The organism is Xanthomonas hydrangeae, from assembly GCF_032697525.1.
GTDB classification, from domain to species: Bacteria; Pseudomonadota; Gammaproteobacteria; order Xanthomonadales; family Xanthomonadaceae; genus Xanthomonas; species Xanthomonas hydrangeae.
In genome coordinates, this window is sequence record NZ_CP103836.1 from 1,756,895 (window position 1) to 1,770,379 (window position 13,485).

General features: G+C 66.5%; 12 protein-coding genes and 1 other RNA gene. 3 read left to right on the forward strand and 10 right to left on the reverse strand.

Annotated features, from left to right (window positions below; all coding sequences use genetic code 11):
- Positions 1-80 precede the first annotated feature (80 nt).
- Positions 81-1,490 (reverse strand): type I glutamate--ammonia ligase, encoded by a 1,410-nt coding sequence (gene glnA / locus NYR97_RS07230; RefSeq protein WP_205393259.1) that lies wholly within the window; start codon positions 1,488-1,490, stop codon positions 81-83.
- Between the two features lie 222 nt (positions 1,491-1,712).
- Between glnA and NYR97_RS07235 the strand changes: the two genes are divergently transcribed.
- Complete coding sequence (locus tag NYR97_RS07235) at positions 1,713-2,507, forward strand: undecaprenyl-diphosphate phosphatase (RefSeq protein WP_006449211.1); 795 nt, start codon at positions 1,713-1,715, stop codon at positions 2,505-2,507.
- A gap of 136 nt (positions 2,508-2,643) precedes the next feature.
- Positions 2,644-3,453, forward strand: coding sequence for an META domain-containing protein (locus tag NYR97_RS07240; protein ID WP_316697287.1), 810 nt, complete (start codon positions 2,644-2,646; stop codon positions 3,451-3,453).
- A 259-nt stretch (positions 3,454-3,712) separates the two neighbouring features.
- Here the strand turns inward: NYR97_RS07240 and NYR97_RS07245 are convergent, their stop codons facing one another.
- Together NYR97_RS07245 and NYR97_RS07250 are read right to left on the reverse strand one after the other, a co-directional pair.
- The gene (locus tag NYR97_RS07245; protein ID WP_316697289.1) at positions 3,713-4,324 is read right to left on the reverse strand and encodes a YbhB/YbcL family Raf kinase inhibitor-like protein; all 612 of its coding nucleotides are present in this window, start codon (positions 4,322-4,324) and stop codon (positions 3,713-3,715) included.
- Between the two features lie 346 nt (positions 4,325-4,670).
- A complete protein-coding gene (locus NYR97_RS07250; RefSeq protein WP_316697291.1) occupies positions 4,671-6,743 on the reverse strand; it encodes a tetratricopeptide repeat protein in 2,073 nt (690 codons plus the stop codon).
- A 116-nt stretch (positions 6,744-6,859) separates the two neighbouring features.
- Here NYR97_RS07250 and NYR97_RS07255 point away from each other — a divergent pair.
- Positions 6,860-6,934: non-coding RNA, sX9 sRNA (locus NYR97_RS07255), on the forward strand.
- A gap of 4 nt (positions 6,935-6,938) precedes the next feature.
- Here the strand turns inward: NYR97_RS07255 and NYR97_RS07260 are convergent.
- The 7 genes from NYR97_RS07260 to NYR97_RS07290 form a co-directional block, all read right to left on the reverse strand.
- A complete protein-coding gene (locus tag NYR97_RS07260) occupies positions 6,939-7,925 on the reverse strand; it encodes a YheT family hydrolase (RefSeq protein ID WP_316697293.1) in 987 nt (328 codons plus the stop codon).
- A 62-nt stretch (positions 7,926-7,987) separates the two neighbouring features.
- Positions 7,988-8,884, reverse strand: coding sequence for a lysophospholipid acyltransferase family protein (locus NYR97_RS07265; protein WP_316697295.1), 897 nt, complete (start codon positions 8,882-8,884; stop codon positions 7,988-7,990).
- A gap of 21 nt (positions 8,885-8,905) precedes the next feature.
- A complete protein-coding gene (locus NYR97_RS07270; protein WP_115037056.1) occupies positions 8,906-9,334 on the reverse strand; it encodes a hotdog fold thioesterase in 429 nt (142 codons plus the stop codon).
- Positions 9,335-9,568: 234 nt separating this feature from the next.
- Positions 9,569-11,602, reverse strand: a complete 2,034-nt coding sequence (locus NYR97_RS07275; RefSeq protein WP_316697296.1) for a phospholipase D family protein — start codon at positions 11,600-11,602, stop codon at positions 9,569-9,571.
- Positions 11,599-12,171 carry a YceI family protein gene (locus tag NYR97_RS07280; RefSeq protein WP_316697297.1) on the reverse strand — a complete coding sequence of 191 codons (573 nt, stop codon included), beginning with the start codon at positions 12,169-12,171 and terminating at the stop codon, positions 11,599-11,601. Before NYR97_RS07280 ends, NYR97_RS07275 begins: the two co-directional genes overlap by 4 nt.
- 3 nt (positions 12,172-12,174) lie before the next feature.
- A complete protein-coding gene (locus tag NYR97_RS07285) occupies positions 12,175-12,651 on the reverse strand; it encodes a SixA phosphatase family protein (protein WP_006449220.1) in 477 nt (158 codons plus the stop codon).
- A 14-nt stretch (positions 12,652-12,665) separates the two neighbouring features.
- Positions 12,666-13,298: a ParA family protein gene (locus tag NYR97_RS07290; protein ID WP_023902097.1), complete on the reverse strand. Its 633-nt coding sequence runs from the start codon at positions 13,296-13,298 to the stop codon at positions 12,666-12,668.
- Positions 13,299-13,485 lie beyond the last annotated feature (187 nt).

Below are 13,485 nucleotides of genomic sequence, written 5' to 3' on the forward strand. Positions count from 1 at the left end.
CCGATGCCGTGGACCGATCGAACATGGGCGGCGATGGCGGAGGTGGGAGGGGGGGGCCTCCGCCATCACCGCGGTGGAACTCAGTTGCCGTAGTACAGCTGGTACTCCAACGGGTGGGTCGCAGCACGGAACTTGGTGACTTCCTGCATCTTCAGCGCGATGTAGCCGTCGATGAAGTCGTCGCTCATCACGCCGCCGGCCTTGAGGAACTCGCGGTCCTTGTCCAGCGCTTCCAGGGCCTGGTCCAGGCTGGAGCAGACCTGCGGGATCAGCTTCTCTTCTTCCGGCGGCAGGTCGTACAGGTCCTTGTCGCTCGGGGCGCCCGGGTCGATCTGGTTCTTGATGCCGTCCAGGCCGGCCATCATCAGCGCGGTGAAGGTCAGGTAGCCGGACTGCAACGGATCCGGGAAGCGCATTTCGATGCGGCGCGCCTTCGGGTTGGTGACCCACGGAATGCGGCACGAGGCCGAGCGGTTGCGGGCCGAATAGGCCAGCATCACCGGCGCCTCATAACCCGGGACCAGACGCTTGTAGCTGTTGGTGCCGGAGTTGGAGAAGGCGTTGATCGCACGCGCATGCTTGAAGATGCCGCCGATGTACCACAGCGCCATCTGCGACAGGCCGCCGTAGCCGTCGCCGGAGAACAGGTTGACGCCGCCCTTGGTCAGCGACTGGTGCACGTGCATGCCCGAGCCGTTGTCGCCCACGATGGGCTTGGGCATGAAGGTCGCAGTCTTGCCGTTACGGTAGGCGACGTTCTTGATGATGTACTTCATCGTCAGCAGTTCGTCGGCCTTTTGCACCAGCGAGCTGAACTTGGTGCCGATCTCGCACTGGCCGGCAGTGGCCACTTCGTGGTGGTGCACTTCGGTCTCGATGCCGACCTGTTCCAGCGTCTTGATCATTTCCGCACGCAGGTCGTGCAGCGTGTCGGTCGGCGGAACCGGGAAGTAGCCGCCCTTCACGCCGGGACGGTAGCCGCTGTTGCCGCCGTCGTACTTGGCGCCGGTGTTCCAGGCAGCCTCTTCCGAGCCGACCTGGAAGAAGGTGTGGCCCATGTCGTTGGCAAAGCGCACCGAATCGAAGATGAAGAATTCCGGCTCCGGGCCGAAGAACGCCTGGTCGGCGGTGCCCGAGGACTTCAGGTAGGCCTCGGCACGCTTGGCGATGCCGCGCGGGTCGCGCTCATAGCTCTGCATGGTGGCCGGATCGAGGATGTCGCAGGTCAGCACGACGGTCGGATCGGCGAAGAACGGATCCAGATACGCAGTGCCGGCGTCCGGAAGCAGGACCATGTCCGACTCGTTGATGCCCTTCCAACCCGCGATGGAGCTGCCATCGAACATCTTGCCTTCTTCGAACAACGCCGGCTCGATGATATTGGCCGGAAAGGTGATGTGCTGCTGTACACCACGCATATCGACGAAGCGCAGGTCGACGAACTCGACCTTGTTGTCCTTGATCAGCTTTTCAACATTTTCCACGGACATCGGAAGAAACCTCAGGGGAAGTTAAGTGGCTCGTGGGCGGTACTACAGCAGGGACCGTGCCAAGCGTCATACTTTCACAAGTCGTTGATTTTGCTTGCATCGCTAGAGGTCGCTCACGCTTTAATAGCACCTTCGTGGTGCCAATTGATCGCAATGCGCACCGGTATGGTGCGTGCCGCAATGCACTATCCTGACGCCTCCCCCCATCCCTCCCCCAGTCCGATGTCCGATCTGATTTCCGCCCTGCTGTTGGGCATTCTCGAAGGCTTGACCGAATTCCTGCCGATCTCCAGCACCGGCCACCTGCTGATCGCCGAACAATGGCTCGGACGCCGTTCTGACTTCTTCAATATCGTCATCCAGGCCGGCGCGATTCTGGCGATCTGCCTGGCGCTGCGGCAGAAGCTGTGGACCCTGGCCACCGGCCTGGGCGAACGCGACAATCGCGACTACGTACTCAAGATCGGCGTGGCCTTCCTGGTCACTGCAGTAGTCGGGCTGATCGTGCGCAAGGCCGGCTGGCAGCTGCCGGAAACCGTGCATCCGGTGGCCTGGGCGCTGCTGATCGGCGGGCTGTGGATGCTGGTGGCCGAGCACTTTGCCGGCAAATTGCCCGAGCGCGACGTGGTGACCTGGAAGGTGGCCATCGCAGTCGGCCTGGCACAGGTGGTGGCAGGCGTGTTTCCCGGCACCTCGCGCTCGGCCTCGGCGATCTTTCTGGCCATGCTGCTGGGCCTGAGCAAGCGCTCGGCGGCGGCGGATTTCGTGTTCATGGTGGGCATCCCGACCATGTTCGCGGCCAGTGGCTATGCGCTGCTGGAGATGTACAAGGAAGGCGGCTTCGGCAGCGAGAACTGGGCCGATGTGGCAGTGGCCTTCGTGGCGGCGACCATCACCGGTTTTGTGGTGGTGAAGTGGCTGCTGGGTTACATCAAGAAGCACCGCTTCACGGTGTTTGCGGTCTACCGCATCGTGCTTGGCGCAGCCTTGCTGTTGTGGCTGCCGGCGGCGGCCTGACGCCTCAACTGTCGCCGCGCGGCATGCATGTTCAAGCGAGCGCGACAGGCGTGGCACGCGCCCAGGCAGTGACACCCGTCATTGCCCTGGGCGCGCGCTGGCGGTATCACTGACGTATCGATCACCGGGAGCCGCCATGCGTGCCGTGTTCTTCGCCCCTGCCCTGCTGGCGGCCGGCGTGACGGCCTGCGGGTCGGGCGCTTCGCCGGATGCACCCCGCTCCTCCCCCAGCGCTGCCGCGCAGGCCGATGCGGTAGCCGCACCGGCCGCCGACAATGCCCCGCTGCGGGCCGCCCTGCGCGCGCAGCACTGGCAATTGCAGCAGGCCAGCGATGCGCACGGCACCGCGTTGCGCAGCCTGTTTGTCGAGGGCACTGCGCCACTGCAACTGGATTTCAGCGATGAACGCCTCCAGGTCAGCCAGACCTGCAATGCCCTGGGCGCCAGCTACAGCGTGGCAGAGGCGCAGTTGCAGATCGGCCGGGTGGTGTCGAGCAAACGCCTGTGTGCCGAATCACGGCGGATGGCGCAGGAACGCGCCGCCAGCGAGCTGCTGTCCGGCCGCTTCGCAGTGGCACTGAACACCGCGCATCCCGCGCCGCAGCTGACCCTGACCCGCAGCGATGGCACCCGCCTGGTGTTCGGTGGCGCCCCCACCGCAGACACCCGCTATGGCGGCCACGGTCGGACGGTATTGATCGAAGTAGCCGCCGAGACCGTGCCGTGTGCCTCCGAGCCGTCGCGCCAATGCCTGCAGCTACGCGAGCAGGATGCGACAGGGCAGCCGGTCACCCAGACCTGGCAGCCCTTCGAGGGCAAGATCGAAGGCTTCGAGCACGAGACCGGCATCCGCACCTTGCTGCGGGTGACGCGTTATCCCGCCGCCGCAGGCGCAGATGGCGCGCCGGTGTATGTGCTCGATCAGATGATCGAAGCCAGCGGCTAGCAGTCGAGTGTTGACTGCGTGGCGTCGTCGGCGTGATGGCCGATGTGATCAACGCGCGCGGATGGGACGTGCAGATGCAGGCCACTGACACTCAGCTCACAACACATGGCCAGCGGTCGTCAGGTCGGACGCGCACGGCATGCAGCAGTGAGTGATCGCTTGAGAAATGCCGCTACCGAGCTGCCGGACAACGGGTGAACCGGCAGCTCTCCTCGGCACCGACGGCGCCCGCAGACCGGCGCCGTCGTTTCAAGCGCCTTTAGCGCAGCGACGGATTCAACGTATAGGTCCCGTGCAACGCCGCCTCGGCCAGCACATGGCCTTGCATCGCCGCCAACACATCGGCCGCGGTAAAGAGATCGGGCAGGCTGAGCTGCGCCACGTCCAGCGCGAACACGCGGAAGAAATAACGGTGCACGCGCAAGTCGTTGAACGGCGGGTACGGGCCGTCGTAGCCCAGATAATTGCCGGCCATGTCGGCATTGCCGGCAAACCATTCGGTGTAGGAATTCAGGCCCTGCCGCGCGCCGGCCGGGCCGGCCGGCCGTGGCTTGCCCTTGGGCACGAAGCCGTCGCTGCAGCTGCCGGCCGCGATCTCGTGCACGTCGGCGGGGATGTCGGCCATGGCCCAATGCACAAAATCGGTGCGTGGCTGATCCACCGGAATCTGCACGTCATCGCGTCCGACGGTTTCCGGCACAGTCGGCACGTCCGGATCCAGGCACAGCAGCGCAAACGAGCGCGTGCCCTCGGGCACCTCGCTCCAGGCCAGATGCGGGTTGCGGTTGGGCGCAAAGCCCTCGGGCGTTCCGGCGGCAAATTCCACCGCGATGGGCTTGCCGTTGTCGATGCTGTTGCTGGTCAGGCGCATGCAGGGTCTCCGTGAGGGATGTTGCCGACCAGGGTGCCTGGGTCTGCGCAGCAGTGGAAGCCGTTGCAATGGAACCCACTGATGCGCTCGGTCGGGTGGATCGCTGCCGGTGCATCACGCCGGCGAAGATTGCGGCCGCGTGATCGTGCGCCCTGCGCGCGCGCCACGTTCAGTCGGTGCCTGTCCGGTGGCCGCCTCGCAGGAGCGGACCTGGCCGCGACGGGGTTTTATCGGTCATGCCCCATCGGTGCGCCGCGTCAGCGGTAACGCCCCGTCGCGGCCGGGGCCGCTCCTATGGAGTGGTCTGGAGCGCCGCGGTGGGCGCTCACCCGAAGGTCGGCGCCACTCAGTCCTGCGGGTAACCAAAGCGCACTGCAATCAAGGTGAGCAGATCGAATTGCGCGCCCAGCACGCTGCGATAGTTGCGCCAGCGGCCCGATGCCAGGCGTGCGGGGCCGCGCGGTTCGATCAGCGGGAAGCTCAGGCCGAAGGCCTGTTCCAGCGCGGTGGAAATACCCTGCGGGTCGCTCTCGATGCCGTCCAGGCGGATGATCCGGTGCGGATACAGATCGCGCTCGTGCAGCACGGCGAGCTGCTCCAGCGCCGCCAGCAACCAGTCGGTGGCCTGCTGCGGCGATTGCACTGCCAACGGCGCAGGCGCACCGGCCGACAACCAGTCCAGCAGCATGTCGCGCGGGTCGCGCAATGCGATTGCCAGCCGGCCTTCGGGCAGGTGCGGGCGCAGTGCAGTGAGCAAGGTGTTGTCCCACCACAGCAGCCAGTCGATGACGTTGCCGTCGTCGATACCGCGCCGCGGCAGCTGCGCCTTCCAGCCTTCCACCAGCGCCAGCGGCGCCAGTTCGCCGGAGGCCAGCTGTTCGACGCTGCGATAGCTCTGCAGCGCGTCGGACGGCGGGGTGGTGCCGTAACGGTCGTCGCGCACCAGTGGGGTGGCCGCGCCCATTACTGCGATCAGGCGTTCGACATGCGAACCGGGCACCCCCCAGACGAACAGCGGGCGCGCGGTCACCGCGTCGGGAATCGTACCCAACGCCGGCCACTGCATCGGCTGCTTCGCGGCCTGCGGCGGCAACGGCAGACGGTGCTGGGCCTGCTCGCGCTGGAACTGCATCCAGGTGGCCAGCGCCGCATCGGGCTGGCCGGCGCGGTCCTGCACATTGCCCAGCCACGGTCGCAGCACGGTCTGCTGGTTCTCGGGCAGCGAGTCGATCAAGGATTGGACGCAGGCGATCGCTGCCGGCGGATCGCGCTCCAGCAAGGCTTCGACGATGCGCTGCTCGCCGCTGATGCGGCCCGGCTCGACCGCCACGATCTGCCGCGCCACCATTTCGGCTTCTTCGGCATGGCCTTGCATGTCGTGCACGCGCATCAGCGCTTCCAGTGCCGGCAGATGCTCGGGCATGCCCAGCAGCCAACGCTCGATCACCGCCTGCGCCTGCGGGCCGCCGACCGGCTCCACCGCCAGCCGCGCCAGCCATAGATCGTGCGCATTGACCGAGGTGGCCAACGCCGCGTCCAGGGTGTCGCGCGCGTCGTCGACCGCACCCAATCGCTCCCAGGCCGTCAGTAGCGCGTGCAGCGTACGCCGGTCGGCCGGCCAGTGCGCAAGCGCCAGGCGCAAATGCGCCACGGCCTGGTCGGGGCGGCCGGCCTGCAATTCCATTTCGCCCGCGAGCCGGCGCATGGCCGGGATGTCGCCACCGGGCTGGGCGAACACACCCTGCATCGCGGCCAGCGCGTCGTCCAGGCGACCCTGGCGCTGGGCCAGCTGGGCGACGAAGGCGCGCAGCGCGGTGCCCGGCGGATTGAGCTCGACCACGCGCTCGAAGGCGCGCTCGGCGAACGCGAAGTGTTCTTTCTGCAGATACGCAAAGCCCAGCGCGAACAGCACCCGCGGGTCGTCCGGCAACTGCTCGGCGGCGCGGGTCAGCAGCGACAGCGCGCGATCGCTCTGGCCGCGGCGCAGCTCCACCACGCCATCGACGGCCAGCAGCTGCGGATGCTCCGGCGCCAGCCGCGCTGCCGTGCGGCTCAGCCGCTGCGCATCATCCAGATCGCCGCGCGCCACTGCCAGATGCGCCTGCATCACGTAGGCGTTGAACTGGTTCGGGTCGAGTGCGGTGGTGCGCGACAACGCGGCATCGGCCGCAGACAGATCGCGCGTGGCCAGTAGCAAGCCGGCGCGCAACAGATGCAGGTCGGCATCTTCCGGCGTCAGCGTCAGCGCGGTTTCGATACTGGCCAGCGCCAGCGTGGGTTGGCCCTGCTGCTGCAAGGCCAGACCGAGCCAGCGATGGGTGGCGGCATTATCCGGCGCGCTGATGACCCACTCGCGGGCCAGCGCCACCGCATCGTCGGCCGCATTGCGGCGCAGGGCTTGAAGAATGGCGTCTTGCATAGCGGCGACGTGTCCAGGACAAACGCCTATTGTAACGATGCGCGGCGGGACGCCGACTCGGAGCGGCTATCAACACTGCTGCGCAGCCGCCAGGCGCGTGGCCGATGCCCGTTGGCAGGCACCACTCGTACACTGCAGTTCGGAGCGCGTCATCCGCGCCCACCTGGCGACTGCTCGCGACGGTTTTCGCCGCTCTCAGGCCTGCACGGTCAGCCGCTCGGCCACCCAACGTTCGGCAAAACCATCGCCACGGGCGTTTTCCAGAAAGCCGCAGTGGCCGCCCCAGCGCGCGATTTCCAGCTGCGCGTGCGCGGGCAGATGCCAGCCGGCGAAATCGGCGAACGGAATCACCGGGTCGTCTTCGGCCATCAGGATGTGGACCGGCACCTGCAAGCCGGCCAGGCGTTCGCCGGCAATCGAATAACTGTCGAAATACGCCTGCAGCGAGCCGTGCCCGGTGTGCTGCTCGGCCAACCAGGCCATCAGGCCGCGCATGTCCAGCGCCAGGGTGGCATCGTCGTAGCCGTGCTGATCGGGGAACAGCTTGCGTTTGCGCAGCAGCGATTCGCGCCAGCGCCGGCGGAAATACCAATCGTAGAACTGCGGGCCTTTTTCCAGCTGCAGCATGGTGGCGGCCGGATCCAGCAGCGGACACACCGCTGCGACCCGCGCCACCGGCAGGCCGGCCGCCGGCGCGCGCAAGGCGAGCCGCAGTGCGAAATTGCCGCCCAGCGAGTAACCGGCCACCAATAACTGCGGTGCGGGAAAGCGCCGCCACAGATCGCCTGCAGCGTTGACCACTTCATCGATGCGATCGGAGTGGAACAGGTCCACGTTGAGGTGATGGGTGCCGCCGTGATCGCGGAAATTCAGCCGGAACACCTGATAGCCCAGGCCCAGCAGGCGCGCAGCGGTGAGCCGCATGTAATTGGAATCGGCGCTGCCTTCCCAGCCGTGCAGCAGCAGCACGGTGGCGCGCACCGGCGCATCGCCGGGCGGGATGCTCATCCAGCCCTGCAGGCGTACGCCGTCGCCGCCGTCGAGAATATGTTCGCTGGTCACCGCGCCGCTGGCGGCCAGCAACTGGCGGCTGCGAATCCGGCGCAACGCACTGCTGCCCAGCAGCGATTGCACATGCGGATTGCGCAACCAGCGGGGCGGCGAATAGTCGGAAACGTTCATGCGCTCATCGGGCCAGGCACTGTCGCGTCGGCCGCAGGAGTGATGAGCATACGCATCGCGGGCTAGGACTCCATTGCCGCAATGATGCGTTGACGCGAGGTGTCGGCCAGGCGGCGACGTCCGTCGACATCCAGCGCGCGGATCGGCTCGAGAAAATGCACTTCGGCCAGCCGCGCCGGCTCGCCGAGCAGGCGCACGATGTTGTCGAAGAAGCTCTCGCGCTCGCCGAATGCCACCACCGCCTGCGCATTGCCGCGCTCGCCGTAACGCAACGCCACCGGTTGCACCGGCACGCCGGCCTCTACCGCGGCCTGGAAGATCCGGGCATGGAACGGGCCGACCTCGGTGCCGCCGCGGGTGCGCCCTTCCGGAAACACGCCCACCGGCTTGCCGCTTTGCAGCCGCGCCAGCATTTCCTGCAGCACGCCGCCCAGCGATTCGGTATTGCCGCGCTGATGGAAGATGGTCTGGCCCTTGGCCGCCAGCCAGCCCACCAGCGGCCAGCCGGCGATCTCGCGCTTGGCCACAAAGCCCATCACGCGTTGGCTGTGCAGCATCGAGATGTCGATCCAGCTGACGTGATTGGCGACGAACAACGCAGCGCCCGGGAGCGGAGTGCCGAAGTGACGCAAACGAAATCCGAAGATGCGCATCAGATTGCCCTGCCACCAGCGGATCATCCACTCGTCCAGGGTGTCGTCGTGGCCGGTACGGATACGCGCCAGCGGCGGCGCCACCACGCACAGCATGGTGATCGGCAGACAGATGCTCAGGTGCACCAGCAGTAGCGGTACCCGATACAGGTACCGGAACCAACGCGCGCCGCCAGCATCGCGCGTGGCGTCCAGGGATGACTCGCTCATTGCAGGAACGGGACCGGTACCAGGGGAAGGAAGCGCGACTATTGTGACAGCAGCTTGGCACGCGCGCAGTGCCGGCAGCGGGTGGCGCTGTTCCACCCATGTGCTTGCACGGCGCGCTCAGCCATTGCTGCGCGGGACCACGGCCAAGGTGAGCCGCGAAACGCACACGCGCTTGCCGGCCGGGTTTTCGATGGTGATGTCCCACACCTGCGTGCTGCGCCCGATATGCACGGCGCGCGCGGTGCCAGTGACCACGTCCTGATACGCCGCACGCAGATGGTTGGCATTGATCTCCAACCCCACGCACATCTGGGTGGTCATATCCACGCACAGATTGCCGGCGCTACTGCCCAGGGTTTCGGCCAGCACCACCGACGCACCGCCGTGCAGCAAGCCGTACGGCTGCTTGGTGCGCGAATCCACCGGCATGGTGGCGCGCAACCAATCGTCGCCGGCGTCGGTGAACACGATGCCCAGATGTTCGATCAAGGTGTCGCGGCTGGAGGCGTTGAGGGCAGCAAGATCGACGGGTTCGCGGAAGGTCATAGGCTGGGGATTGGGGATTGGGGATTGGGGATTGGGGATTGGGGATTGGGGATTGGGGATTGGGGATTGGGAATCGGGAATCGGGAATCGGGAATCGGGAATCGCAACAGCATCTGCGCCCGGAGGATCTGGTTCAACTGTCGCTGACTGCCCTGATTGATCCAGGCGCAGTTCCGTCTCCGCGCCAGAGACATATCGTCACGATAGCGGCCAGTGAGCGGCGCGCCTATGCGATCACAGAATCGGCACCAGGCCGGCACCGAAGGCAGTCAGCATCCGCACCAGCAACCACTTCGGGCCGACGTTGACCTCGGGGAAGTCGCCCACCGCCACATAGCACTGCCGGAACTGCGGGTCCTGGCGCTTGAGTGGAAACGGGCAGCCGGGGCCAGGCTGGAATTCGTAATTGGTGGCATAGCGCCAGGGCCAGAAATCCAGCACCGGCAACGATTCGGACACCTTGCCCACGCTGTAGTTCAGTCCGCTCAGCACCGGCGGCTTTTCGCGCGAGGCCACGGTCCAGGCATTTTCCGGGGCGATGTCGCGCTCGATGCTGGCGGCCAGCGCCTGCGCAAAGCGCGCATCGTCGATCACCACCGCCGCCTCGGTGTTGTAGTTCTCGCTGCGCGGGTCGAAGTTGTGCGTGCCGATCACGCCGATGCGCCGGTCCACCACCAACGACTTGGCATGCAGGCCCATGCGCGCGCCGGCACGGGTGACCGGCAGCGGCTTGTTGACCGCACGCGTGCCCAGGAACGAGGGCCGCGTTTCGGTACGCAGCACACGCCGGTCGACCTCGCTGCCGCCGGGTGCACGCCCCGCGCCACCGCCGCTGCCGCGAATGGCACTCCCCGGTGTTCCGCCGCCACCGTTGCTATTGCTGCCACCGCTGCCACGCACCGCGTTGCCGGCCGCGCTGCCGCTGATCACGCGATTGACGCTGCTGTCGCCCTCGACCGGCTCGACGGCCTGCGGATTGAGCGGGTCGGGCACCAGATTGGCGTAGTCCACCGGTGCATTCAGCGGAAATGGCTTGAATTCGTAGATGTTGAAGCCCAGCTCGCGCAGGTTGCGGCGTTTGAACTTGTACGACAGCGCATACACAATCGGGTTGTCGGTGGCCGCCAGGCTATTGCTTGAGACCACGATGCGTGGCGGCTGCGGGCGCGTGCGCAGTGTGCGGAAGATCGCCTGTGCCTGATCGGACAACACCAGATACGGCGTCTGCAGCAGCACTTCCTGCTGCGCACCGGCGATCAGGCCATCCAGCTCCGGCGCGGTGGACACCGCCTTGGCGGCATGTTCCTTGCGGTGTTTCTGCGGCAGGTCGGCCACATACAGCACGCGCTGCACCGGCATGGCCGGGGTCACGAACGCATCGCGGATGAATTGCGCATCGCGCGCCTCACGGTCGACGCGCGCCACCCGCTCCGGGCGGCGGATGTCGGCAGGCGGCATGTTCGGCGCGCCCTGTTCCAGCAGCAGGCGGCCGACATCGTTCAGGCGCTCGGCCGGCACGCTGCGCTGCGCACGCCAGAACGCGTCGAAATTGGCCGCCATCGCACGCACTTCTGGGCCGGCCAGAATCACGTCACGGTCGCGGAAGTTGTATTCGCTGTCCCAGTCGAAATAGTCGTCCTGGTAGTTGCGGCCGCCGACCACGCCGAGCACATCGTCCACCACCAGCAGCTTGTTGTGCATGCGCTGGTTGAAGCGACGGAAACAGCACACCACGCTGCCGGCATAGTCGAAGTAATTGAGTTTGACCTTGCCGAAGGTGGGGTTATAGATGCGCAGCTGCAGATTTTCATGGGTGCTGGACAGCGCGCCGAGAATCTGCAGATCGGCGATCGCCGAGAGCTGGTCGATCAGGATGCGTACCTTGACCCCGCGCTGCGCCGCGTCGATCAGTGCATCCAGCACCATGCGCGCGCTGTCGTCCTTGTCGAAGATATAGGTCTGCAGATCGATGCTGCGGGTGGCGCTGCGGATCAGATTCAGCCGCGCGACCAACGACTCTTCGCCGCGATCGACGATGGTGGCGTAGTGCCGCGGCGCAGCCGCAGTGGAGCTGGTGATCGCCTCGCCGCCCAGCGCGCGCAGCGGCGAGGACAGCGCACAGCGATTGGCCTGGGTGCAGCTCACCAGCGTGCTGCGCGCGGCAGAAGCCACGCCTGCCGCACGGTTGCGTTCGATTTGCGACAGGCCGGCGCATCCGGTGCCGAGCAACAGCGTTGCCAGCACAAGCACCCTCAACAGGAAACTCACGGGCGCCGCGCCTCCTGCAACCGCCCACGCAGAACGAACGTCACCCTGTCGCCCAGGGCCATCTGCCACGCATTCATTCCGTAACGTCCACGCAGCACCGTCCCACGACTGATCACGTCGCAATCATAGCCCGGCCGCGCGCATTCAGCTGGCGCCACATGCAGGGTCTCGATGTGCGTGATTCCGCGAATGGTCAGGTTGCCGGTGATGTCGCCCCCCTGCTTCACGACCGCTTCGGTGTAGGGAAGCGACTCGAATTCCACCACCGGGTATTGGGCGACATCGAAGAAATCCTCGCCGCGCATCCACGCGGTGTAGCGGTCCTTGCCGGGGATTTCCACCTGGGTGGCGTCCAGCCGGAAGCGCACCTGTTGGCGTTTGTCGGGCAACTCCACCAGTTCACCGCGAAAACGCGGGAAGAACCCCTCGATCTTCATGCCGAAGCGCGTTCTGATCTCGAACCCGAAGCGCGATTGCACCGGGTCGATGGAATGCACCTTCTGCTGCGCCATACAGGGCAGAGCGACCCAGAGCGCGAGCCAGGCGTACCAGCGCAGCGACAATGACACGGATCAAGGCCACCAGAAGGCGATCAGGCGGGCGATACCCGGTTCGATGGCGGCCTCCAGCGGCAGCGCCAGCAGGGCGATCGCGGCGGTGGGCATGCCACGGTAGTCGCCGGTCTGGCCGCTGTGCATCAGCGCTGCCAACCGCTCCAGCCCGGGGTTGTGGCCCACCAGCAGCAAGCGCTCGGCGTCACGGTGTTCGTCCACCAGGCTGGCCAGGGTGCCGGGCGTCGCTTCGTAGATGCGCTCGTCCAGGCGTTGTTCGATATAGCCGGTGAGCTCCAGTACCGCTTCCAGCGTCTCGCGGGCGCGCCGGGCAGGCGAGCACAGCACGCGGTCGGGCACCAGGCGCTGCTCGCGCAGCCAGCGGCCGGCCGATTCCGCCTCGGCAATGCCGTGCGGGGACAGCGGCCGGTCCAGATCGGCCTGGCCGGTATCGGCCGGCTCGGCGTGGGCGTGTCGCAACAAGATCAATTCGCGCATGGAAACTATCCGATTTAGGCCTTCTTGAGCCACTTGAACAGCGGCTCCCAGTCCTGTTGATGGTCGCGCACCTGCGCCGAGCGGTAGTCGAACAGGCTGCGTCCCAGCCCGGCCATGACCACGTAGGCCTGGGTGTCGCGCAGCTGGGTCACCAGCGGATACGGCCAGGTACCGATCATCTCGGCGGCCTGTTGCGAGGTCTGGGTCCACGGACGGGCGCGGTTGAGCACCAGGCCCACCGGCAATTTGCGCTGGTGCACGCGCGGCACCTTGGCCAGCGTGTTGAGAAAGCCCACCACCGCTTCAATATCCAGTGCGGAGGACAGCACCGGCACCACGATGGCATCGACGTGGTCCAGAAATCCGCTCAGATCCTCGGCCATCGCCCCGGCCGGGGCATCGATGATCAGCTGATCGGTGCCATCGGGCACTGCGGCCTGCCAGTTGCGACGGCGGGTGGCGTCGATCGGCAGCACCGCACTTTCCAGGCTGGCGCGACGCTGCGCCCAGCGCGTGGACGAGCCTTGCGGATCGGCATCTGCCAGCACGGTGCGCTGGCCCTGCAAGGCCGCATGTGCGGCCAGATTGGTGGCGATCGTGGTCTTGCCTACGCCGCCTTTGGAGCCGGCCACCAGGACTGTCTTCATGCACGCCTCGCTTCCGGGAGCAAGCCGGCAGCGTACACCGCGGCACGGTGAGGAAGTAGTCGAAAGACGTTAAACCGATCGACTGCCAGCCGGGCGATCTTCCAGCAGCCGTGATCCATGCTCGGGAAATCCCTGTGCTGCGCGCGTGCGCAGCAGCTTCTGCGCGACCTGCGCCTGCGTCATGACC